The following is a 21,473-nucleotide window of genomic DNA, read 5'->3' on the forward strand; positions in this document are numbered from 1 at the left end:
GGAGGAAATGTTGTTGCGAACCTTTTCCTTACGAGTGTCCGGATTTGTGCGGTTTGTAATCGAACCGGACGAGCAGATCCTGTTCGTAGTTGCCGAATTTGCTGCCGAACAGGTTCAATCCGCCGATGTTGGCGGCATCCGGCTTGACGCCGATCCGCAGCGCAAAGGCGGGGCTGTCGTGAATGCCGAGCCGGTCTACGGTTACGTCGGATAAACGCCGGCCGTCGATATAGCTTCCGTTCTCATCGACCTTCCACTTTTTTAGTAAACCGTACTGCGTATTTCTCAAATCCCACCAGGGCGGGTTCAGAACCCCGGGCTCGCCGCCGAAGTCACCCGGACTTAAATAAGTGCCGAGTTCTACGCCGTTGATCGATACGGTGATGTCGGAAGGCCAGTTCGCATTGTACAAGGGAGCTTCCGAGCACAGCTCCATGGAAATCTCGAGGCCGGTCAGCCGGGCGTCATAGGGCACTTTATTCGGAATCTGGTATTGAACATATCCTTGCCGGAACCAGAGCAGCTGAGCTCCGGCTTTGTCCGGCTCATAAAAGCTGCGGGGATCGTCCAGATAGCCGATAATGCTTTTGTCGCTGACGAGTCCGCACGTCGGTCGCACCTCGCATTCGGAGTACAGGCCGATCGGCATGTGGACGTATCGGGCCGCCTCCTCGGCGGGCGAGCCTCCCGGCTTCAGCTCTACGACGAGCTGATCGAACTGTGACGAGCAAACTTTCTGAAAGCCGCGAACGCCGGGCATCAGCTCGGTTTTGATCAGATTCGCCTCTTCCAGCTTCTTGATATTTACGGTTGCCGTGGAGGAAGGGAGACCGAACATGTCGGCGATTTCGTTGACGTTCATGTCGGCCTTCTGAATTTGCTTAAAGATGTCCAGCCGGGATTCGTTCGATAACGCTTTGGCGATTTCGATAAATTCGTCAACCGATACTTTTAGAACACGGGACATGGGGGATAAGATCCTTTCGATGCGATTGGTTCAATAAAAGTTGTTAATGTTCAATAAAAATATAACTCGCTCTACATACAGAGTCAATAGAAAAACGTCCGCCTTAACCGGCAAATTACCGCGTGCCCGGGATGTGGGTGGGAGCGTCGTCTATCCGAGCTCGGGATACGCGCTAGGAACGATGTGCATCGGAGCCCGGGATGTTCGTAAGAGCGATGTCTATCAATGCTCGGGATACGCGTTAGGAGCGATGCGCATTAGAGCCCGGGATGTGCGTAGGAACGTTGTCTATCAGAGCGCGAGATGCTCGCGCAATACCGCTTTCGCTTCAAGTGCCTTGCCTTCCCGCAGGAGACGGATATACCGCGAATGTTGCTCATAGGAGGCGGCAGCGGGCGACCGGTCTGTCCCCGTGGAGGAGGCCGCTTGCCGGATGAACAGCTCGGCTAACGAAGTGAAGGAGCTGTTGAGCAGAGGTTGCACGACGGCAAGATGAAGATTCACCTCCGCCTCGGTTTGCCGGGATTCGGAGCCGGCGCTTGAGGCCCACTCTTCGTTTAGACGCTCCAGCTCTGCAAACGGAAAGTTTCCGCCCTGCTCCAGCACGGCATCTACCGCGGACGCCTCCAACAGATAGCGGATTTCGAGCAGCTCCCGGCCGCCTTTCCGGTTCAGCTGTGCGGCGAACGACAGCTGTTCCAGAAGCGGACTAAGACTGTTGGCCGAGATGAACGCGCCTTCGCCATGGCGAATTTCGAGAATTCCCGCGCTTTCCAGCGAACGCAGCGCTTCCCTGAGGATGGCACGGCTTACTTTCATCGTCTGCGACAGCTCCCGTTCGGCGGGCAGCTTGTCTCCGGGGGCGATGTTGTGCTCGACGATATATTGTTTTAGTTTGTGGACCACTAGTTTACTGAGCGTATAGCGCTCCGCTGTTTCGATCGGTTTCATCCGGTTAGCTCCTTACGTTTCCATAATTAGGTGAGGGAATCTGGTCAGACCACGATTTTATAGACATCGTAGTCGTTTTCGAATAACTTGTCAATGATGCGGCTTCAGCGGCATCCGTCATCCATTTGCGATAAAATCTGTTGACACCGGTAAAGCGAAGCCCCTATAGTAGTAAGTGAATGTAAGATGGTCCAACCATCGACTATTTGTAGTTTCGGATGGTTAAAGTTGCTGTATAGGGGAAGCTGGTCGGTCGCGATTTTGCGTACGAGCGGGCTTATCGCTTAAAAGGTTGCAAAGAATTATATATGGTCTAACCATAATATATTTATGCAAGATGGAGGAGCCGATGATGAAGACAGCTTGCTGCTGGGAATGCGGCCGTACGACAACGGATATGCGGCTGTATGCGTGCTCTGATTGCGGCGGGATTTTGATGCTGCAATACGAGGGAGTTACAGGACCTTGGAAAGACGACGGACAGTCCGGGTTGTGGAAATACCACCGGCTGCTGCCGGATGTCCCGGAGGCTTGCCGGCTTTACTTGGGCGAAGGAGCGACTCCGCTCGTACCTAGCCGCAGACTGGCGAAACGGCTGAAGGTGGGCGAGCTTTATTTCAAGCTGGAGGGAGGCAATCCTACCGGATCGTACAAAGACCGCATAGCGGCTATAGGCGTATCGCGGGCGCTGGCGGGCGGGCGTTCGGCCTGCATCGGCACGACGTCGGGTAATGCAGGGGCGGCCGTTGCCGCTTATGCGGCGGGAGCGGGCATCCCGTACCACTTGTTCGTGCTGGAGCATATGGCGGAAGCGAAGCTGGCGCAAGTGCTCGCGTATGGAGCGGACGTTCGCAAAGTCAAACGGTTCGGAACGGACCCGGAAGTCGGCGACAACGTGTTCGGCCGTATTTTCGAAGCGGCGCGGCTAAACGATTGGGAAGTGATGATTACGGCATTCCGCTACAATACGTACGCGATGGAAGGAGTAAAGACGATATCCTTCGAGCTGGCGGAGCAGCTCCAAGCGCCGCCGACCCGCGTATACGCCCCTGCAGGAGGAGCCGGTCTGTACGTCGGAATCTGGAAAGGGTTCGAGGAACTGCACGCCCTCGGAGCGATTCCGGTCAAACCTCACATGACCGCCGTCCAATCGGCGGGCTGCTCGAATATCGTCAGAGCGTACGAGGCCGGCGGGCGTACACCGGCTCCAGGACCTTCGACGTCGCTCATATCCGGTCTGCAGGTGCCGAATCCGCCCGACGGTGCGATCGCCCTAGATATTATGGCGCGTGGAGACGGCTCCGCTCTGGCGGTGGAGGATGAGGAGATCTGGGAAGCTCAACGGCTGCTGGCCGAGGAAGAGGGGATTTTCGGCGAACCGGCGGCAGCGGTTTCGCTGGCCGGACTGATCCGCCGGTGCCGCGAACAGGGCGGACTTCCGGACGAACGGGCCGTCTGCGTTATTACCGGCGTCGGGTTCAAGGATGGCAACCGGCTGCTCGACATGGTCGCGCACAAGCATGTACCGATGCTCGAGGTGGAGCGATTGGACATATGATCTGCCGGACGGGTCGGAGAAAACTAGCGTATGCCTGAACTTATATGGTGAGTTGGCCGTGAATTTTGGCGATTGCTCCAATCGGGTTCCAGACAAGGGGCAGCTCTGACTTTGTTAGGGATCATGAGCGAATTAAAGAAGGATGGGATCACAATGGGAGCCATACGGTTAGCGATCGTCGGGTTGGGCCGGTTCGCCCTGGCGCATGCCCGGATCTGGTCGCAAATGGAACACATTGAAGTCGTTGCGGTATGCGACCGCAATCCGGAGACGTTCGGCCCGTTTCGGGCGATGTTTCCCGAAGCCCGCTGCTATACGGACTGGAAAGAGCTGATCGACCGGGAATCCCCGGATGCGGTCGATGTGCTGACGCCCGAACACTTGCACGCCGAGCCGGTCTTGCATGCGATCCGGTCCGGGGCGCACGTCTTTGTAGAAAAGCCGCTCGCTTCCGCGCCGGAGGAGGCGGAGGCGATGATTCGGGCCGCCGGGCAGCATGGCCGGATTTTAATGACGGGACACGTACTTCGCTTCGATGCCAGATATACCGAGGCCAAATCCCGCATACTGCGGGGCGAGACGGGACCGATCCGCTCGATTTACGCCAAGCGGAACAACGGCAAAACATTTTTCTCCATCTATAACCGGATTTCTCCCGTATTCATACTCGGCATACACGATATCGATCTGATGCACTGGCTGTTCGAGGATGACGTTATCGAGGTAACGGCCATCCGTTCGGCATCCGGTCATCCTACGGAAGATCTGATCTGGGCGATGCTGAAGTTCGCGCGAGGCGGGATCGGCATATTGGAGAACAATTGGCTGCTGCCGGACGGGGCGGCTTCCCCTGCGGACGTGCGGACCGAGATTACGGGAGAGCTCGGCAGTCTCATTATCCGCGATCCGGAACGCGGGATCGATTACATCGGCAGCTCGTCGGCCGAACAGCCGGCGCTGCTGACCGGATGCGAGGTGCACGGCCGGGTGGAAGGGCCGCTTGCCCGGGAACTGGAGCATTTTGCGCAGTGCGTGCGTCTGGGACGCCCGTCCGACATTCTCCGCCCGTCCGACGCCTGGAAGGCGGTTCGCGTAGCGGACGCTGTCCGACAGTCCGCCCGGGAAGGCCGTCCGGTACGGCTGACTCCGGCAGCGAATCCCTTATGAAGCTGACCGGACGTGTGCGGGTGGTAGGAGGCGGAGGACTCGGATACGGACTAAGCAGCCATTACGACTGTAACGTTTATGCGCTCGACTGCGGCAACGGCGAATACGCCCTGATCGACGCCGGCTCGGGGATCGAGCCGGAGCTGCTGCTGTGCAGGCTTGAGGAGGACGGGATTGCTCCGGAGCGCGTCACGCGCCTGCTGCTGACGCACGGTCACGCGGATCATGCAGGCGGCGCGGGGGCGATCCGCGAACGGCTTGGCGTTGAGGTCGTCGCCGCGGAGAAGACCGCCCCCATGGTGGAGCTCGGCGACGAGGTCCGCACGTCGCTTGCGGAGGCGAGAGCAAGCGGGACGTATCCGCCGTGGTACCGGCTCCAGCCTTGCCGGATCGACCGGACTGTGGCGGCAGGCGACAAGATAACCGCAGGCGATCTGTCTTTGCAGGTCATAGCGGCGTCCGGGCACAGCTTCGATATGGTTTGTTATTATTGCCCGGAGCTGAAGGCGCTGTTCTCGGCGGATGCCGTCTTTGCCGGAGGCAAGCTGGCGGTGATTCGGACGCCGGATTTCTCGATGGACGCGTACAGGCAGACGATAACAGGGCTGAGCAAGCTCGAGGTCGAGCAGCTGTTTCCGGGCCACGGCTATGCCGTCACCGAGCGCGGAGGTGAGGATGTCGCGGCTGCGCACAGGCGGTTCCGGGAAGGGGTGGCGCCGCTGAGCATCGTATGAGGCGGCATGTGAAGCGTCGGCCGTAGTCCCTCGGTGCGGAGCCCCGGTGCGGTGCGCCGCAAAAGGAAGTTACGTTGCGCTGGCAGCTGTGCCTCAAAATTACGAATGAACGCAGAAGAGGGGATAAGACCGATGACGATTCGGATGGAGCTTCAGCACTATGAAGCGAAGGCGGTTTGCCGAGGGACGAAGCGTTACCTGGAATGTATGGCGGACATCGGCTTGGACGAGCCGCTAGCGCTCCCGGTGCTGCAAGTGGACGGAGCGGAGGCGGGGCCGGTTCTGCTCGTGCTGGCTGCCGTTCACGGAGACGAATACGAGGGCGTGGAAACGGTGCTGCGGCTATACCGCAGCTTACGCCCGGGACGCCTTGCCGGTTCGGTCATTATGATTCCTGCGGCCAATCTGCGGCGAATCCGTCGCGAGGATGCGGAGCTGTTTTACTCGGGCGCATATCGGCTGATGCGGCATTTGGGGATGCTTGGAGAGGCGGCGGACGAAACGGACAAAACCGGAGATCAAGCCGGGGCGCACGCGGAACAGGCGGTTCCAATTCAGGTGCCGGCTCATACCGGAGCGAAACAGGCCGAACGGCGCCCGCCCACGCGGATTTACGGGGACGGCAATTTTGACGGCTCCGAGACGGCCGGAGCGGACGGGTTTTTTATACCTGCCGTTTCATTAAATACAATCGTTCGCGCCGGGGACAAAATCGGGGCCGTATGCCGGCTCGACGGCCTGGAGCTGCAGGAGGTCCGGGCATCTCGCGGCGGGATGGTCGTGATGCTGGCGGGTAGTCCGCCGGTCCGGGCGGGCGATCCTCTATATATGCTTGCCGGGACGGAACCGCCGGTGTCGCCGGAGTAAACGACGGAGGGCGGGCAGCCCGTTCATTTTAGGAGGTTAATCCATGTCCACCTATGATTTGACGAAATATGAAGGTGTATTTGTAGCGATGAATTCCTGCTACGACGAGTTCGGCGAAGTGAGCCCATCGGCGGCGAAAAAGCTGACCCGCTTTCTGCTCGACAAAGGGGTAAGCGGTCTATACGTAGGCGGCAGTACGGGAGAAGGGCTGATCCAAAGCGTGGAGGAGCGCAAACGGATGCTCGAAGCGGTGATGGAGGAGGCGCGCGGCCAGGCGGTCGTCATCGCCCATATCGGAGCGGCGAATACGAGGGACAGCGTAGAGCTGGCGCGTCATGCCGAGCGGGCCGGAGCGGACGCTTTGTCGTCGGTTGCCCCGTTTTATTACCGGGTGAGCGACAAGGCCGTCAAGCAGCATTGGAACGCGATGATCGACAGCACGGAACTGCCGTTTATCATTTACCATATTCCGTCGACGACCGGATTCCACTTAAGCGCTTCTGTACTGCAAGAAATGAAGCAAAACCCGAAAGTAATCGGCGTGAAAATTACGACGTCCTCCACCTACGAGCTTCAGCAATTTAAAGCGGTCGGCGGCGATCGGTTCGTCGTATTCAACGGTCCGGACGAACAATATCTCGCCGGCAGAATGATGGGCGCAAACGCCGGAATCGGCGGCACCTACGGGGTGATGCCCGAGCTGTTCGTCGCGCTGGAGCGTCAGATCCGGGCCGGGAAGCTGGAGGAAGCCTTGTCGCTGCAGGTCCGGATCAACGAGATCATTACCCGGATGCTGGAGCTGCCGATTTACGGAGCGCTTAAGGAGCTTATCAAGCGGCGCGGCATCGATTGCGGCGGGGTGAGAGCTCCGCTCGAACAGGTGGGCGGCGAGCACGAACAGCAGATCGACGAGCTGTACAACCGGATTATGCAAGCTGTGGGCGAATGCGGGAAGCTCCAGCTCCAGGGATAATCGAAACGGCGGAATCAGACATGAAAGGGGCGATGGGAAATGGACGTAATGAGCATGTTCGGATTAAGCGGCAAAGTAGCCGTCGTAACCGGGGGAGCCGGCCTGTACGGCGCTTCTATCTCGGAAGCGCTCTGCGAGGCGGGTGCGACGGTGCTGATCGCTTCCCGAAGCAGGGAGCGGTGCGAGGAGGAAGCGGCCAAGCTTCGCGGGCGGGGATATCGCGCCGAGGGAATGCGGCTTGATATGGCCGACGAGTCCAGCATCGGCTCCTTCACGGCGGAGGCGGCGGACCGGCACGGGCGGATCGACGTTCTGATCAACAATTCGGTGTCCCGGACCGGGCTCGCCGATATCGAGCAGACGACCTCCGAAGGCTGGACGGAGGCGCAGCGCGTGAACGGGCTCGGGCTGATGCTGCTGACCAAAGCGGCCGTTGCCCGGATGCGGGAGCAGGGCGGCGGAACGATCATTAACATTGCGTCCATCCAGGGCGTTCTGGGACCCCATTTTCCGGTATACGGAGAAACCGGCATGACGAGCGGAATCGAGTATACGTATGCGAAGTGGGGGATGGTCGGGATGACGAAGTGGCTGGCCAACTACTACGGAAAATACGGCATCCGCGTCAACTGCATCAGTCCGGGCGGCTACAATCCGGTCGGCACGGATCGCGAGATTCGGGCGGAGGAATTCGTGCGAAATTATGTAGAACGCACGCCGCTCGGAAGGATGGCGAACGAGACGGACATTAAAGGGGCTATCGTTTATCTCGCTTCCGATGCGTCCCGCTATGTGACCGGCCACAATTTGATTGTAGACGGAGGCTGGAGCAGCTGGTAGGGAGACAGCCAGAGTCTCTATGCAAATGGAGCTGAATCTTCTCCCCGGCAATAGTCGAAGGGCCAGATCCGATCGTGACGTTTCGAATGGGAGAGGTCCGGGTTGTTCGCTATGGAATGGACGTCAATTCATTAGTTCAACTCATATAGTCCAACGGTAAGGAACGAAAACGTGCACGGGGGTATGCTTTTTCGTGCGCAACTGCCTATACCCAGGGTGACCGATGCGAATCGGATACACCCTATTTTGCGTGAAATCGACCAAGTCCGTATGCCGGCTCTCCCCTTACAATAAAGTCGTAACCAAACAGAATCCATTCCTTTCGAAAGGGAGAAGCCATATGAGTACAGCGATGGAACAGACGATACTGACGGACGAACAGATCCGTTTCTACAGGGAGAACGGCTTTGTCCAGGTGGACGGCGTGCTGAACGCAGAGGAGCTTGAGGAATTGCGCGAGTATTTGGGGGAAGCGATGCAGGCCGATCAAGACAATTCGTTTTCTACGGACAAAGAGGGCGGAGCGTATTACCGCGTCTTGAACCAGAAGGTGAACACATGGCGCGATCACGGCGGGATGGCCAAATACGTGCTCCATCCTCGCTTCGCCGGGCTGGCCAAGCAACTGACAGGGGCGTCCGCGATCCGGCTGTTCCACGATCATGCGCTGTACAAAATGCCGGGCGATTCCAAACCGACGCCGTGGCATCAGGATATGCCGTATTGGCCGATGAACGAGAAAGGCTCGCTGTCGATCTGGATTACTTTGGACGATGTGGATGAGCGCAACGGCTGCATGATGTTCGTCCCCGGCTCGCAAAAAGCCGGCAAGCTGAAAGGAATCGATTTTATCAATCCGCAGGATATCAACGAATACGTGGAAGATCACGAGATTGCCGCGAAACAGCCGGTCATCGTCCGGATGAAGGCCGGAAGCTGTACGTTCCATGACGGCCTGACGTTTCATTACGCGCATTCGAACCAGACCGACGCACCCCGCCGCGTTTTGGCGATTATTTATATGCCGGACGGCACGACCTACAGCGGCAAAGGCCATCCGGTCACGAACGGCGAGGCGTTGACGGCGGATCAGCCGATTCGCGGACGTTTGTTCCCGGTGCTGGCCAAATAGGAGCGGCAACCGACTACTTTCACGGAGGATACCGATGATGAATGATACGAACGGGAGTGTGCCCGTCCCCGTTTATGCCGGCCCCATGAGCCGGTATAAGGATGATATTGTGCGGCATACGTGCGAGCTGATCCGAATCCGCAGCGTCAAGGAGCCGGAGCTGCCGGGCAAGCCGTTCGGCGAAGGGAACTGGCGCGCGCTCGACTATATGCTGAAGCTGGCCGAATCGATGGGATTTGCGGTCAGCCATACCGACGGCTACGCCGGCCATGCGGAATACGGCGCGGGGGAAGAGATTGCGGCCGTCCTGGTTCACCTGGATACGGTCCACGAGGGAGACGGCTGGAACTACGATCCGTTCGGAGGCACGATCGCGGACGGCCGCATATACGGACGCGGGGCTGCGGACGACAAAGGGCCTGCCGTGGTCGCCCTGTACGCGCTGAAAGCGCTGAAGGATTCCGGATTTCTGCCTCGCAAACGGGTTCGGGTTATTTTCGGAACGAACGAGGAGAGCGGGATGAAGGACTTGGATTATTATTTTGCCAAGGAGCCGCTGCCAAGCCTTGCCTTCGCCCCGGACGCCGGGTATCCAATCTACAACGTGGAGCTGGGCAATATGCTCGTCGCTTTCCGGTGGATGCGTACCGAGGTCGATCTGGCTGCGGGAAGCCGGGTAGCCGTGCTCTCCTTCAGCGGCGGAATTCCCATCGCGCTCATTCCGAAGGAAAGCGGTATTGTGCTTGGCGCCGAGGACGGGGAAGGCCGGAAGGAACTTGGCCGGATTCGGGAGGCTGTATCCGTTTTGCCTAACATAACGGCAGAATGGGATGGAGAAGGGGGCGACCGGCTTCGGATTCAGTCCGGAAGTCAGCCGGTCCAGAACGCGGAGACCGGGACGGCGAATGCCGTCGTGAACCTGATGGCGGCTTTGCGCGCGGTGAAATGCAGGACGAACATGGACGGATTGCTGCGCTTTTTGCAGGAACGGATCGGGCTGGAATCCAACGGTGCGTCGCTGGGCATCTCCTGCGAGGACGACGTATCGGGCAAGCTCGTCGTATATGTGAAGCAGGTAACGACCGAGGAGGACCGGGTCGAGACGGTAGTGAGCATCCGTTACCCGGTAACCCACAGCGGCGAGCGTGTAATCGAGACGGTTACGGAGCTGGCCGGTTCTTACGGACTGGAGACCGACGTCATCCGCCATCTGCATCCGGTCTATGTGAACCCGGATCATGAGGTGATCCGCCGCTTGAGCCGCGCCTACGAACGGGTAACCGGCGAAAAGGCCGAGCTGCTGCGTATGGGTGCCGGCACATACGCCCGCAAGCTGCGCAATAACGGAGTGGCGTTCGGCGCCGGGCTGCGCGGCGGAGTCAATAACAACATCCATGCGGCTGACGAGTTCATCGTCATCGAGGACCTGATGCGTCACGCCGATATTTGTTACCAGGGGCTGTACGAGATCGCTCAGGAGTAAATGAAGGTAAGGGCATGTAGAGCTAGCTGTAAAACGATAAGACCGCAAGGCCGCCCGGATAGTAGGTTCCGGAACGCCTGCGGTCTTTTGGCGATGCTTTTTAAAGAAGCCAACTCCAGCGGTATAGCAAGCCGTTGGCAGCAGCCGATATTCGCGCCGTCGGGTCATCTACGGCCGACAGAAGGAGATTAAGAGCGATTCGCACCCTTTATTTCGTTGGAAATCGGAGTTGTTGCGGAAATAAGAGCGGTTTGCAGATCTTAAACTGGCCCTAATGAAGGATTTCCGCCAAAACGACCCGAATAGGAGGTGCAAATGAGGCTGTCGATTCAATGTGTAGAAGTGTTAGCAGGCCGTTCCCGACGCGGTAGAGATGTTGGACGCGCCTCAGCGTACCGGTTGTGCTAGACATGCTGTACGCGCCTGAGCGAGCTCGATGTGCTAGAGGTACTAGATATTTTAGATGTTTAAACCACCAGCCCCGCCAGTCCCGCCGCCTTGTACTCCTGGACAGGCGAGGCCGTTGCTAGGCAAAAGCGGTAATCGTATCGACCGTAGTGCGGTCCGTCGCCTGCACCAGCTTGACGATCAGCTCCTTGGCCGCGTCGTAATCGTCCGTATGAATCATCGTGGCCGCCGTATGGATATAACGCGCGGCGACGCCGACTACGGCGGCGGGGACCCCGGTGCCGCTCAGATGGATTTTGCCCGCATCGGTCGCTCCGGGCGAGATGTAGTACTGGTAAGGAATCCGATTCGTCTCGGCCGTATCGATAATAAACTCGACGAGCGTCCGGTTCGTGACGATCGCGCTGTCCAGAATGCGTACCGCCGCCCCGCGTCCAAGCTGTCCAAACGCCAGCTTATCCCCGCTGACGTCGCTCGCCGGTCCGGCCTCCAGCACGTAACTGATATCCGGCTTGATAAGATTCACCGCGGTTTGAGCTCCCCGCATGCCCACTTCTTCCTGCACGGTAGCGCCCGTATACAGCACGTTCGGATGCCGCTTGCCTTGCAGCTCCCGGGCCAGCTCGATGGCCAGTCCTACGCCGAAACGGTTGTCCCACGCTTTGGCGAGCAGCTTCTTCCCGTCGCCGAGCGGGGTGAACGGGCAGATCGGGACGATCGGCAGTCCCTGCCGAATGCCCATCGCGAGCACTTGTTCCCGGTTATCCGCGCCGACGTCGATAAACATCGCCGGGAAGTCGACCGGCCGGCTCCGGTCGGCTTCGCTGAGAAAGTGGCGGGGGATCGACCCGACTACGCCGGTAACCGGTCCGTTTTTCGTGCCAATGTGTACGCGCTGCGCCAGGACGACCTGATTCCACCAGCCTCCGAGCGGCTGAAAGCGGATCATGCCGTTATCTTGGATAGCGGTTACAATAAAGCCGACCTCGTCCATATGGCCGCTTACCATAACGACCGGCCCGTCCGGATCGCCACGCATAACGCCGAACAAACTGCCGAGGCCGTCGGTCACAATTTCGTTCGTGATCGGTTCCAGCTGAGAACGAAGAAACCGGCGCACCTCGTCTTCGAAGCCGGGAGCTCCCGGCAGCTCGGTTAACGTCTTAAACAGTTCCAATGTATCCCGTTCCATTGAATCCCACCTGCTTCTTTTCGTATGGTCATGCTAAGGCGGCCGGCTATTGGCTGTTGCCGATTCGTACGACCGGCATCGTATCCGCCGCCCATCATCTCGTCTGCGCATCCTGTCTACCCCCAACCATAAACGTTGCCGATGCCGGTGTCAACACCAGCCAAACACCGGAGCGAAGCGATGTTTTCCGCAGCGACGGGTGAGATTGCAGCCGAATCGGTGTATAATGATTCCGTTGTCTTTTTTCATTATGATACGGAAGAAGGTAAGAGTTCTTTGTCCAAAGATTCGCTTATTAAAGGTACGATTATTTTGGCGGTCGCGGCATTGGTCGCCCGGGTGCTTGGAGCCGTGCAGCGCATTCCGCTCGTTTATTTGCTGGACGATGCCGGGATGGCGACGTATTCGATCGCCTTCAACATTTACATGATGCTGCTTGTCGTTGCAACGGCCGGCATCCCGAGCGCGCTCAGCAAGCTGGTATCCGAGCGGACCGCGCTGGGGCAATACGAAGAGGCCGGACGCATATACCGCGCCGCTATCTTATTCGCGCTCGTCGCGGGCGCCGTGATGACCGTGCTGCTGTTCGCCGCCGCTCCTTATTATGCGCAGCATATGGCCAAAGACCCCGACGCCTCGCTGGCGATCCGCGCGCTGGCGCCGGCGCTGCTGCTGTTTCCGCTGATCGCGATTATGCGCGGTTACTTCCAGGGCCGGCAGCGGATGGCGCCGAACGGCTTATCGCAAATCGTCGAGCAGATTGTCCGGCTCGCTGCCGCGATCGGTCTTGCCTTCCTGCTGCTCCAGATCGGCTGGGGCCACGTATGGGCCGTTGCCGGCGCTTCGTTCGGGGGGGTAGCCGGAAGCGTCGGAGCCGTGCTGGTCATGCTGTATTATGCGATGAAGCTGAGACGCGAAGACCGCAAGAGCGGGGAAGTGGGCAACCGCAACCCGTCGGCCGCTCCGCTCGGCTACGGCGACATTTATGCGCGAATATTCAAGCTGTCGGTGCCGATCGTGCTGTTCTCGCTGGCCGTTCCGCTCATTAACGCAATCGATTCGACGATCACGATCGGGCTGCTGCAGCCGGATCTGGCCTACGAAGCGGCGAAGGACGCGCTCGGCGTGCTCGGCGGACGGGCCCAGTCGCTTGCCGGCATCCCGATCATTCTGGCGATCGCGCTCAGCCAGTCGACCGTCCCGGTCATCTCGGCGGCTTTCGCCAAAAAAGAGCAAACGACCGTGAACGCCCAGGCGTCCAAAGCGTTGTACATTTCCGTGCTGACCGGGCTTCCGCTCGTGCTGGCGATCTGTGCGGCGGCGCGTCCGATCAACATCTTCATGTTCGGCAACGATGAAGGAACCGGGATTATTATACTGCTGACCGCGAGCGCGATCTTCCAGATCGTCATGCAGACGTCCGGCGCCGTGCTGATGGGCATCGGGCAGATGCGGCCGCTTATCGTCCATGTCGGGATCGGCATCGTCGTCAAGCTGGCGTGCAGCTACCTGCTCGCTCCGGTATTCGGCATATACGGCATTATCACGGCTACGGCATTATGCTTCATCGTGATGACCCAGTTGAACCTCGTCGTATTGCGCAGACATGTCGATTATACGATTCTCGGACGGAAATGGTACGGTCTGCTGCTGACGACCCTGATCGTAGTGGCGGCGGGCTTTGGGCTAGAGCAGCTGGTCCATGCGTATGTCCAGCCTTTCGGATACCGGATGAGCGCAATGATAGGCGGAGCGATCGTAGGCGTCGTCGTTCTGGCGGCTTACGCGGCGCTCCTGGCGTTAACCAAAGTGGTAACCGCTGAGGATGCCGCCCGTTTCCCCGGACCGCTGCAAAAAGTACTGCGCAAATTCGTGAAAAACCGCAAACCGTCCAACGGATGACATTTGTAATAAAAATGAAATATGAAATTCATCTTCCCTTAATGATAAGCGCCTATAATAAAAGTCGACCCCCTTTTTGATATATAGATCTGTTAGACCCGCGGCCCGTTGCTTGCGGGTCTCTTTTTTTGTCTTGTTCCGTTCCCCTCGCTTATTCAAACAGCAGCTCCCCGGCCAGGACGGCCAGCTCCAGCTTGTTCAGGGAAAAGAGGTATTCGTTCGTGATCTCGAAGGATGCCGGGGGACGCGGCGATTCAAACCAGGCGAAGGCGTCTTTGCAGGAAGCATGCCAGTCGTAACGATCTACCGGCTGAAAAGAAACGTCTGGCCACACGTATTCCAGCTTCGGACTGTAAAACGGTTCGGCTCCCGGCTTCAATAGGCCTCCTTCAAGCTTGGCCGTGTAGGCGGCGGCCGGCGCGTGTCTGCGGACCGGAGCGAACAGATGCGGCCAGTAGTCCGCCCGGGAGCCGCTGTGCGGTTTGCCGGCGGCGAAGTCGCGGGCCCCGCGGGTTATGCCGGGAACGGCGAAAAGAATCGCGTATAGCTTTTTGCCGAAAGCGATCCGTTCGTGAAGGTCCGTAAAGTCCTCGATCACAAGTCCCGCGAGCCGGTAGGCGGTATCCGGACCGGGGAGGGCGGCGGGGTTCCCTTCGGCCAAGTAGGGGAATACGATCATGTTCATTTGCAGCAGCGATTGGGCTTGAAAGGCGGGCGTATCCAGAACGGTTCGGCGAAAATAGCCGTCCTGCACGACGCGGCCTTCGATATAGTGTTGTTCATTAACGATCAGGGCGACGGTAAGCAGAGCGGAATTGCGTTCGGCCCAGAACTGCTCCCATACCGGCCTCATAAAAGCCGACACATCGAATTCGCGAAGCAAATGGAATAAAGGCTGTTTGCGCTGGATGGAAGCTTCATACAGCCGAAGCTGAGGATACGCATCCTGAAAAATTAACCCGTTGGCCCGCTCCAGCAGCGCAAATATCGCTTCCGCCCTTTTGCCCGACAGCAGCCGTGGGAGCAGCCCGCCCTTCAGATCGGTCATCGTCCACCCTCCGTTGCGGGAAACCATATGGGCCAAAAAAGCCCAGTGCAGCTCGGGAGTCCGTGAGAAAACGTTCCAGTACGCCGCCGTTCTCGTTAAGTTGTTGCGGTTGAAGCGCTTCGTCTCTTCGCGGATGGAGGCGACCAGCGACTGTTCATTGGGCGTTTGCGCCTGCGGAGCGGAGAAGGCGGTCTGCCCGTGCAGCGCAGACTTGCGCAATCTGCGGATCTCGTCCCGGGCGATGGGCAGCGCGGACGCTTCTTCGGCCAGCTTCTCCGATTGAAGCCAGCCTGACAGCTTGCCGCTCCAGTAAGCGGCCAGTCCCCCGGGAATGGACTTGATGCGGCGGAGAAACTCCTCCAGCCGGGACGGAGTGCCGGTACGGTTCATTCGCGATCCTCCTCCAAGTGGGTTCGTATACGTTCAGTATATGGACCGGAATGATCTCCCATTCGGACGGAGCGGGCAGATTCCGTCATGCATCGCTGGAGGCGGTTCCATCCGGTTTTTCCAGTCTGCAGTTGAAGGGCGGAGTGTTCTTGACAAATGAATCGTAACGTAATAATATATTTTTACGTAAACAATTTGTATTGTGTGGTGAGTAATGTTGGATGCTATCGAGCTTGCAGAAACATACACGGTGGTAAACCCCGAGCAGGCGGTCGTTCTGCTGAACCCGCTCCGGGGACAGATCGTCAGCCATATGCGAACCCCTGTCTCCGCAGCCGAGGTCGGCCGGGCGATGGGAGAGACGCCGCAGCGGATCAATTACCATCTGAAAGCACTCGAGAAGGTCGGGCTTGTACGCAAGACGGGAACCCGGCAAGTCCGCAACCTGGTCGAGGTGCTGTATCAGGCGATCGCCAAAACGTTCGTACTGTCGGATGCGCTTGGACTTGAACCCTCAGCGGCCAGACGGATGAAAGAAGACGCTTCGTTATCCCATCTGATCGGGACGTCCGACAAGCTGAAGCGGGACGCCGTCAAGCTGATGGAGAAGACGGAAGCGGGAGAGACGGTGCACAGCGCTTCGCTGTCGGCGACGGTCCGTCTGGCCGGCGAGGAAGCGAGGCAATCGTTCGTTCAGGAATATCTGGAAGCGGTTCGGCGGCTGACGGAGAAGTATGGTGCTGGGCTGCCCGAAGGAAGCTCATCTGCAGCTGCGGATGCTCCCGCTCCAGAAGAAACGTATCAGGTGCTTGTGGCTGTATACCCGACTATTGGCGAGGGAGAGGATTAAATGGACCGGAAGCAAGCTGGTGAACGGAATGCCGCGATCAGCACAGCGCGTGGCAGCCGGAAGAGATCGCCCCGCAAGGCGGAGCGCGGTGTACGCGGGGAGCGGACGTCTGTTGCGGAAATACGTTTGTTCATTAGATCCGGATCTTCAGGGCGTGCTCCGGTGTCTGCCGTTAACCCGCCCCCGAGAGGGGCCAAAGCAGAGCCGGTGCTCGAGCCGACGGTCGTGACGACGGCTTTGCCGGGGCAAGCGGGGGAAGCGAAGCCAGCGGGGACCGTAACGTACGTAGGCGCCGGATTTTGGACGAGAACGGTCAAGCCGGACGGCGGTACGGTACGTATGGCGGCATAAGGCGGCAGTCGGCAGTTGAAATGCCAGGCTGGGGTTTGCAGCGAAACGAAATTCAAGGACAATAACGGAGGTGTTCACATGTCTTTATATTTGCCGATGGTCATCGAACAGAGCAGCCGGGGGGAACGATCCTACGATATTTATTCGCGCTTGCTCAAGGATCGCATCGTATTTATAGGCACGGAGTTTAACGATCAGATGGCCAATGCGATTGTGGCGCAGCTGTTGTTCCTGGCGGCGGACGATCCGGAGAAGGATATCAGCCTGTACATCAATTCGCCGGGCGGGTCGACGACGGCTTGTATGGCGATTTACGATACGATGCAGTACATCAAGCCGGATGTCGCTACGATTTGCGTCGGGATGGCCGCTTCGGCGGGCTCGATTATTTTGGTCGGCGGGGCCAAAGGGAAAAGGGCGGCGCTGCCGAACGCCGAGGTGATGATCCATCAGCCGTGGGGAGGCACGCAAGGCCAGACGACGGATATTAAAATCCGTACGGACTGGATGCTGCGCACGCGCGCGCTCACGAACGGCATCCTGGCGGAGAGAACCGGGCAGTCGATCGAGACGATCGAACGGGATACGGACCGCGACAAGTTTTTTACCGCGGAGGAAGCGCTTGCTTACGGGCTGATCGATAAAATCGTCAGGTAATGCCCGTGATGAGGCTGGACACGACCAGACTCCGATTCGGATTCGGCATGTACAAACTAACAAGCGCAGCCCGAAGGCTGCGCTTGTTAGTTTGTGTCTGAAGAAGGCGGCGATTCCGGCGGCGGATAACGGCCTCCCGGCAGTCGTCCGGCTTTGCTGGCGGCATCGCGCAGCAAATACTCAAGATGCGAGTTTACGCTGCGGAATTCGTCAGCGGCCCACCGCTCCAATATTTCGTACAGCTTCGGGTCGATGCGGAGGGGAAAGCTTTTTTTGGCAGACATGACGCACCGTCAGTAGAGCGAGCCGGAGTTGACAACCGGCTGGGCGCCGCGGTCGGATACGATCGCCACCATCAGATTGTTGACCATAGCCGCTTTCCGTTCTTCGTCGAGCGCCAACCCGTTGCGCTCCAATTGGGCGATCGCCATCTGCACCATTCCGACCGCGCCTTCCACGATTTTCTCGCGGGCCGAGATGATCGCCGCCGCCTGCTGGCGCTGCAGCATAGCGCTGGCAATCTCGGTCGAATACGCCAGATGGGTCAGGCGAGCCTCGATTACTTCGACTCCCGCTACCGACAATCGGCTCTGCAGCTCCTTGGCGAGCTCGGCCGCCACTTCCTCCGTATTGCCGCGCAGCGAATATCCGCCTCCGTCCAGATTGTCATAAGGATATTTGCTGGCTACATGGCGCAGAGCGGTCTCGCTCTGAATCTCCACGAACTGCTCGTAATTATCGACATCGAACATCGCTTTGGCCGTATCGATTACCCGGAAGACGACGACGGCGGCGATCTCGATCGGATTGCCGTCGATATCGTTCACTTTCAGCTTGGCGCTGTTGAAGTTGCGCACCCGCAGCGACAACTTTTTCCGGCTGCTGAACGGAACGACGATCCATATGCCGTCCTTGCGCACCGTCCCCAAATATTTGCCGAAGAATGTAACTACATTCGACTGATTAGGCTGAATGACCGTGATGGAGGTCAACAACAGGAAGGCGGCTACGGCCAGCAGCACTCCGAGCACGAATCGCTCCTGCACGAAAGAGTAGATGGTTAGTGCGACCAGCAACGCGATGAACAAAAGTCCGAAGTATCCGCTAACGTGCCATGTTTTTCTCTCTGTCATGTGCATCTCTCCTTGGAAGTGATGTTCTTTTGATATATTTATGATATCACTTTTTCAATAAAATGTAAAACGTTATTTTCTTCCTCCAGCCTGTCCAGGTTGGAAGTAATCGCCCTTCCCGAACGGTTCCGCCGCTCTGTTTTAGTATGTATTGTAAAATAATGAATTCATGCATGTTCAGCCAGAAGGAAGGAGCAGCCGGATAACGGGCGCTATACGGCGCCTTCCGGCGGACCCGTATACAGCCCGGTGCCGGTGGTCAGGTGCAGACACATTGACATTGCCGACTCATCGTGCTATAACAAGCTGTAAAACCGACCCCATCACCGGTCGGACCGGAGGTGCACGACATGGAACCGATCAGAACGGAGCAGGCGTTTTACGATGCGATCGCTCAAGAGAAACCGACCGTTGCGGTATTTAAGACGACCTGGTGCAAGGATTGCCACTATATCGATCCGTTTATGCCCGATGTAGAGAAGGCGTACGCAGACAAGCTGACGTTTATTCAGATTGACCGCGACGAGCTTCCGGATCTGTGCGAGACATACAATATTCTCGGCATTCCGAGTTTTATCGGCTTTAGCCGAAGCGAAGAGCTCGGCCGCTTCGTAAGCAAGCTCCGCAAAACGCGCGAGGAAATCGAGCAATTTCTCGACCAAGTCGTAGAAGCGGCTCAAGCCGCCGCGAAGTAACCGGGGCGTGAGGCTGTTCGATTGAGGCCCGGGAGCGAAGCCGGGATGTTTTCTCGCTTCCGCTTCCGCGATTTCGATCAGCTCTGCCCTGCCGGCCGAAGAACATACGGAATACATACGAAAAGCCTTTCCCAGAGGGGAAGGCTTTTGCTGTTTTTCCGGACGTATCGGGACACCGGCCGCCCGGATGCTCGATGCAGATATGGCTAAACGGCGAAAATCGGCCGAGCAGGGAGGATGTTCACATTTCCGAAATGGATTTGCTGAGTTAGAATCGCTATAATTGGACTTGACGCAATTTTCGACTTTCTCGGAACGCGATTGAACATAAAGTAGGTGTGCATCCATGGGTAAACATTTGAGATGGCTGTCGATGGGTTCCGCCATTGGGATGGGGCTCGTTCTGTTTATGGGAGCTCTCGTTACGAAGACGGAGTCGGGAGAAGGCTGCGGGACCGACTGGCCCTTATGCAACGGCAAGTTCGTTCCGGCTTATACGATCGAGTCGATGATCGAGTACAGCCACCGGTTCGTCAGTGCGGCGGTAGGGTTGCTCGTGCTGGGCGCGGCGATAGCGACCTTCATGAAGCTCCGGCACAGCCGGGAAGCGCAGCTGTTCGCTTACAGCACTTTGTTTTTTACGATCCTGCAAGCGATTCTCGGAGCGCTGGCAGTCGTATTTCCGCAGTCGGATGCGGTGATGGCGCTACACTTCGGATTTTCGCTCGTCGCCTTTTCCGCTTCGCTGCTTCTGGTGATTGGCATCCGGACCGGCGCTTACGTTCCGTCAGGGAGCAGGGGAGCGTCACGCAAGGGACAGGCCGGGAGCGAAGACGTGCATGCCCCGGTTATGACGCGCAACATGATCAAGCTGATCTGGGCTACGACAATTTACAGCTACGTGGTCGTGTACATCGGAGCTTTCGTCCGGCATACGGAATCGGTCGGCGGCTGTCTCGGCTGGCCGCTATGCAACGGTCAAGTCGTGCCCTCGCTCGAAGGGGCGACCGGCATCGCCTTTGCCCACCGGATAGCGGCTGTGCTGCTGCTGATCCTCATCGCATATATCACGTATAAGTCGGGCAGCCAGGGCAACGCTTCGAAGCTGCTGCGCTCTTCTGCGCGCTGGGCGCTGCTGCTGACCGTGCTGCAAATTTTCAGCGGCGCATCGGTCGTCTGGACGCTCGCAAGCGACTGGTATTTGCTGACGGCGTTAATTCACGTTGTGCTCGTATCGGGCTTGTTCGGCGTGTTATGCTATATGAGCGTGCTGGCATGGAGATCTTACAAGAATGGGTAAGCTTCGCAGAAGCCGGACGTATAAGCGAACGGTAGAGGGTCAACACTAAAACGCTGGCCGCCGGCGATCCCGGCGGGCGACTGCTGCCCGCATCAAAAGGGCGTTTCCGCAGCTCCGGCACGTTTTCATACTTTACTCGAGGCGGTGACTCTTATTGTTCCGAGCTTGGTTTGAAGAGCCCAATCGTACCGATTCCGGGTCTCTTCTTGAAGCCGTCCGCGCCATTACCCGATACCGCAAGCTGCTTACGGAGCTTATCGACGAGCAGACTCCGCTGTGCGGCAAATATACGCGTTACGAGCTGTGGGCCCGAGGGCTCACGAACGCCCTGGACGAGCTGGAGCAGAGCGTATACTGCGCCTCCAAGTTTCGCGCAGGAGTGACGCACGATCAGGAAGAGAAGATGTCGCCCGAGGAACGGGCCGATTACCGGCGTCACGTTTATTTTTACAAGAACGGATTTATCCGCCTGTTCTCGATTCTCGACAAACTTGGCTATTTCCTGAACGATCTGCTGCGGCTCAAATCCGAACGCGTCAAGCATAAGTTCTCGTACTTCACCGTTCTTCGCCAGATGAAACACCGCAATGCGGAACCCGGCCTGGAAGGGCTGCTATATGACATTAAAGAGCAATACAAGGAGCCGCTCGCCCGGCTTCGCCAGAAACGCAACATGGAGATCCATCTGGTCAATACTGAGATGCTCGACGATTTGCTTCATGTCGATTTGTGCCGGGCGGACCGGACCTACATAGAAGATTTGGATGCCAACCTGAACGATCTGGAGCAGGGGTTGGAGATGGTATGCCGGACATTATCGACCGTTTTCACCTATGTGCATCATCGCAAAAAAACGTAAACGCGGTTGAACGATG

Annotated in this window: 21 protein-coding genes; 15 read left to right on the plus strand and 6 right to left on the minus strand. The window is 58.1% G+C overall.

The genetic code is table 11. From position 1 onward, the window contains the following. Positions 1-28: 28 nt before the first annotated feature. Both PV433_RS10125 and PV433_RS10130 read right to left on the minus strand, forming a co-directional pair. Positions 29-967, minus strand: a complete 939-nt coding sequence (locus tag PV433_RS10125) for an ArsR/SmtB family transcription factor (protein WP_332072022.1) — start codon at positions 965-967, stop codon at positions 29-31. A 291-nt stretch (positions 968-1,258) separates the two neighbouring features. After that, positions 1,259-1,918, minus strand: a complete 660-nt coding sequence (locus tag PV433_RS10130) for a FadR/GntR family transcriptional regulator (protein ID WP_332072023.1) — start codon at positions 1,916-1,918, stop codon at positions 1,259-1,261. Between the two features lie 349 nt (positions 1,919-2,267). Between PV433_RS10130 and PV433_RS10135 the strand changes: the two genes are divergently transcribed. The 8 genes from PV433_RS10135 (at position 2,268) to PV433_RS10170 (ending at position 10,672) form a co-directional block, all read left to right on the plus strand. Next, positions 2,268-3,476, plus strand: a complete 1,209-nt coding sequence (locus PV433_RS10135; RefSeq protein WP_332072024.1) for a threonine synthase — start codon at positions 2,268-2,270, stop codon at positions 3,474-3,476. 153 nt (positions 3,477-3,629) lie between these two features. Then, a complete protein-coding gene (locus PV433_RS10140) occupies positions 3,630-4,643 on the plus strand; it encodes a Gfo/Idh/MocA family protein (protein WP_332072025.1) in 1,014 nt (337 codons plus the stop codon). After that, entirely contained in the window at positions 4,640-5,377 is a 738-nt protein-coding gene (locus tag PV433_RS10145) for an MBL fold metallo-hydrolase (protein WP_332072026.1), read from the plus strand. The genes PV433_RS10140 and PV433_RS10145 overlap by 4 nt, the downstream gene beginning before the upstream one ends. Positions 5,378-5,509: 132 nt before the next feature. Then, on the plus strand, positions 5,510-6,244 hold the full coding sequence (locus PV433_RS10150) for a succinylglutamate desuccinylase/aspartoacylase family protein (protein WP_332072027.1): 735 nt from the start codon (positions 5,510-5,512) through the stop codon (positions 6,242-6,244). A gap of 43 nt (positions 6,245-6,287) precedes the next feature. Then, a complete protein-coding gene (locus tag PV433_RS10155) occupies positions 6,288-7,217 on the plus strand; it encodes a dihydrodipicolinate synthase family protein (protein WP_332072028.1) in 930 nt (309 codons plus the stop codon). Between the two features lie 39 nt (positions 7,218-7,256). Next, positions 7,257-8,057, plus strand: a complete 801-nt coding sequence (locus tag PV433_RS10160; RefSeq protein ID WP_332072029.1) for an SDR family NAD(P)-dependent oxidoreductase — start codon at positions 7,257-7,259, stop codon at positions 8,055-8,057. A 340-nt stretch (positions 8,058-8,397) separates the two neighbouring features. Continuing rightward, positions 8,398-9,189: a phytanoyl-CoA dioxygenase family protein gene (locus PV433_RS10165; RefSeq protein WP_332072030.1), complete on the plus strand. Its 792-nt coding sequence runs from the start codon at positions 8,398-8,400 to the stop codon at positions 9,187-9,189. Between the two features lie 34 nt (positions 9,190-9,223). After that, positions 9,224-10,672 carry a Sapep family Mn(2+)-dependent dipeptidase gene (locus PV433_RS10170; protein WP_332072031.1) on the plus strand — a complete coding sequence of 483 codons (1,449 nt, stop codon included), beginning with the start codon at positions 9,224-9,226 and terminating at the stop codon, positions 10,670-10,672. A gap of 526 nt (positions 10,673-11,198) precedes the next feature. Here the strand turns inward: PV433_RS10170 and PV433_RS10175 are convergent. Then, positions 11,199-12,272 carry a M42 family metallopeptidase gene (locus PV433_RS10175; RefSeq protein ID WP_332072032.1) on the minus strand — a complete coding sequence of 358 codons (1,074 nt, stop codon included), beginning with the start codon at positions 12,270-12,272 and terminating at the stop codon, positions 11,199-11,201. Positions 12,273-12,452: 180 nt separating this feature from the next. On the opposite strand from PV433_RS10175, the gene PV433_RS10180 reads away from it, so the two are divergent. Next, on the plus strand, positions 12,453-14,174 hold the full coding sequence (locus PV433_RS10180) for a putative polysaccharide biosynthesis protein (protein ID WP_332072033.1): 1,722 nt from the start codon (positions 12,453-12,455) through the stop codon (positions 14,172-14,174). 151 nt (positions 14,175-14,325) lie between these two features. On the opposite strand, the gene PV433_RS10185 is transcribed toward PV433_RS10180, so the two are convergent. Beyond that, entirely contained in the window at positions 14,326-15,612 is a 1,287-nt protein-coding gene (locus PV433_RS10185) for a DUF2515 family protein (protein ID WP_332072034.1), read from the minus strand. Positions 15,613-15,826: 214 nt separating this feature from the next. Between PV433_RS10185 and PV433_RS10190 the strand changes: the two genes are divergently transcribed. The 3 genes from PV433_RS10190 to clpP all read left to right on the plus strand — a co-directional run bounded on the left by PV433_RS10190 (position 15,827) and on the right by clpP (position 17,470). Then, positions 15,827-16,462, plus strand: a complete 636-nt coding sequence (locus PV433_RS10190) for a winged helix-turn-helix domain-containing protein (RefSeq protein WP_332072035.1) — start codon at positions 15,827-15,829, stop codon at positions 16,460-16,462. Further along, positions 16,463-16,813, plus strand: a complete 351-nt coding sequence (locus PV433_RS10195; RefSeq protein ID WP_332072036.1) for a hypothetical protein — start codon at positions 16,463-16,465, stop codon at positions 16,811-16,813. A 78-nt stretch (positions 16,814-16,891) separates the two neighbouring features. Further along, positions 16,892-17,470, plus strand: a complete 579-nt coding sequence (gene clpP / locus PV433_RS10200) for an ATP-dependent Clp endopeptidase proteolytic subunit ClpP (protein WP_190932478.1) — start codon at positions 16,892-16,894, stop codon at positions 17,468-17,470. A gap of 86 nt (positions 17,471-17,556) precedes the next feature. Here the strand turns inward: clpP and PV433_RS10205 are convergent, their stop codons facing one another. Further along, positions 17,557-17,754: a hypothetical protein gene (locus PV433_RS10205; RefSeq protein ID WP_190932479.1), complete on the minus strand. Its 198-nt coding sequence runs from the start codon at positions 17,752-17,754 to the stop codon at positions 17,557-17,559. 9 nt (positions 17,755-17,763) lie between these two features. Continuing rightward, on the minus strand, positions 17,764-18,603 hold the full coding sequence (locus PV433_RS10210; protein ID WP_190932480.1) for an SPFH domain-containing protein: 840 nt from the start codon (positions 18,601-18,603) through the stop codon (positions 17,764-17,766). Between the two features lie 350 nt (positions 18,604-18,953). Here PV433_RS10210 and PV433_RS10215 point away from each other — a divergent pair, with 350 nt between their 5' ends. The 3 genes from PV433_RS10215 to PV433_RS10225 all read left to right on the plus strand — a co-directional run bounded on the left by PV433_RS10215 (position 18,954) and on the right by PV433_RS10225 (position 21,457). Continuing rightward, positions 18,954-19,298, plus strand: a complete 345-nt coding sequence (locus PV433_RS10215; RefSeq protein ID WP_332072037.1) for a thioredoxin family protein — start codon at positions 18,954-18,956, stop codon at positions 19,296-19,298. A 346-nt stretch (positions 19,299-19,644) separates the two neighbouring features. Further along, entirely contained in the window at positions 19,645-20,598 is a 954-nt protein-coding gene (locus PV433_RS10220) for a COX15/CtaA family protein (RefSeq protein ID WP_332072038.1), read from the plus strand. A gap of 154 nt (positions 20,599-20,752) precedes the next feature. Then, positions 20,753-21,457, plus strand: coding sequence for a Cthe_2314 family HEPN domain-containing protein (locus PV433_RS10225; protein ID WP_332072039.1), 705 nt, complete (start codon positions 20,753-20,755; stop codon positions 21,455-21,457). Positions 21,458-21,473: the final 16 nt, after the last annotated feature.

The sequence above is a fragment of the Paenibacillus sp. GYB004 genome (assembly GCF_036577605.1).
Lineage (GTDB): Bacteria > Bacillota > Bacilli > Paenibacillales > NBRC-103111 > Paenibacillus_AB > Paenibacillus_AB oceani.

What these genes read in the sequence shown, in the direction of transcription:
- PV433_RS10125 (WP_332072022.1), bottom strand. Translation starts at nt 967, where the DNA reads ATGTCCCGTGTTCTAAAAGTATCGGTTGACGAATTTATCGAAATCGCC.
- PV433_RS10130 (WP_332072023.1), bottom strand. Translation starts at nt 1,918, where the DNA reads ATGAAACCGATCGAAACAGCGGAGCGCTATACGCTCAGTAAACTAGTG.
- PV433_RS10135 (WP_332072024.1), top strand. Translation starts at nt 2,268, where the DNA reads ATGATGAAGACAGCTTGCTGCTGGGAATGCGGCCGTACGACAACGGAT.
- PV433_RS10140 (WP_332072025.1), top strand. Translation starts at nt 3,630, where the DNA reads ATGGGAGCCATACGGTTAGCGATCGTCGGGTTGGGCCGGTTCGCCCTG.
- PV433_RS10145 (WP_332072026.1), top strand. Translation starts at nt 4,640, where the DNA reads ATGAAGCTGACCGGACGTGTGCGGGTGGTAGGAGGCGGAGGACTCGGA.
- PV433_RS10150 (WP_332072027.1), top strand. Translation starts at nt 5,510, where the DNA reads ATGACGATTCGGATGGAGCTTCAGCACTATGAAGCGAAGGCGGTTTGC.
- PV433_RS10155 (WP_332072028.1), top strand. Translation starts at nt 6,288, where the DNA reads ATGTCCACCTATGATTTGACGAAATATGAAGGTGTATTTGTAGCGATG.
- PV433_RS10160 (WP_332072029.1), top strand. Translation starts at nt 7,257, where the DNA reads ATGGACGTAATGAGCATGTTCGGATTAAGCGGCAAAGTAGCCGTCGTA.
- PV433_RS10165 (WP_332072030.1), top strand. Translation starts at nt 8,398, where the DNA reads ATGAGTACAGCGATGGAACAGACGATACTGACGGACGAACAGATCCGT.
- PV433_RS10170 (WP_332072031.1), top strand. Translation starts at nt 9,224, where the DNA reads ATGATGAATGATACGAACGGGAGTGTGCCCGTCCCCGTTTATGCCGGC.
- PV433_RS10175 (WP_332072032.1), bottom strand. Translation starts at nt 12,272, where the DNA reads ATGGAACGGGATACATTGGAACTGTTTAAGACGTTAACCGAGCTGCCG.
- PV433_RS10180 (WP_332072033.1), top strand. Translation starts at nt 12,453, where the DNA reads ATGTTTTCCGCAGCGACGGGTGAGATTGCAGCCGAATCGGTGTATAAT.
- PV433_RS10185 (WP_332072034.1), bottom strand. Translation starts at nt 15,612, where the DNA reads ATGAACCGTACCGGCACTCCGTCCCGGCTGGAGGAGTTTCTCCGCCGC.
- PV433_RS10190 (WP_332072035.1), top strand. Translation starts at nt 15,827, where the DNA reads ATGTTGGATGCTATCGAGCTTGCAGAAACATACACGGTGGTAAACCCC.
- PV433_RS10195 (WP_332072036.1), top strand. Translation starts at nt 16,463, where the DNA reads ATGGACCGGAAGCAAGCTGGTGAACGGAATGCCGCGATCAGCACAGCG.
- clpP (WP_190932478.1), top strand. Translation starts at nt 16,892, where the DNA reads ATGTCTTTATATTTGCCGATGGTCATCGAACAGAGCAGCCGGGGGGAA.
- PV433_RS10205 (WP_190932479.1), bottom strand. Translation starts at nt 17,754, where the DNA reads ATGTCTGCCAAAAAAAGCTTTCCCCTCCGCATCGACCCGAAGCTGTAC.
- PV433_RS10210 (WP_190932480.1), bottom strand. Translation starts at nt 18,603, where the DNA reads ATGACAGAGAGAAAAACATGGCACGTTAGCGGATACTTCGGACTTTTG.
- PV433_RS10215 (WP_332072037.1), top strand. Translation starts at nt 18,954, where the DNA reads ATGGAACCGATCAGAACGGAGCAGGCGTTTTACGATGCGATCGCTCAA.
- PV433_RS10220 (WP_332072038.1), top strand. Translation starts at nt 19,645, where the DNA reads ATGGGTAAACATTTGAGATGGCTGTCGATGGGTTCCGCCATTGGGATG.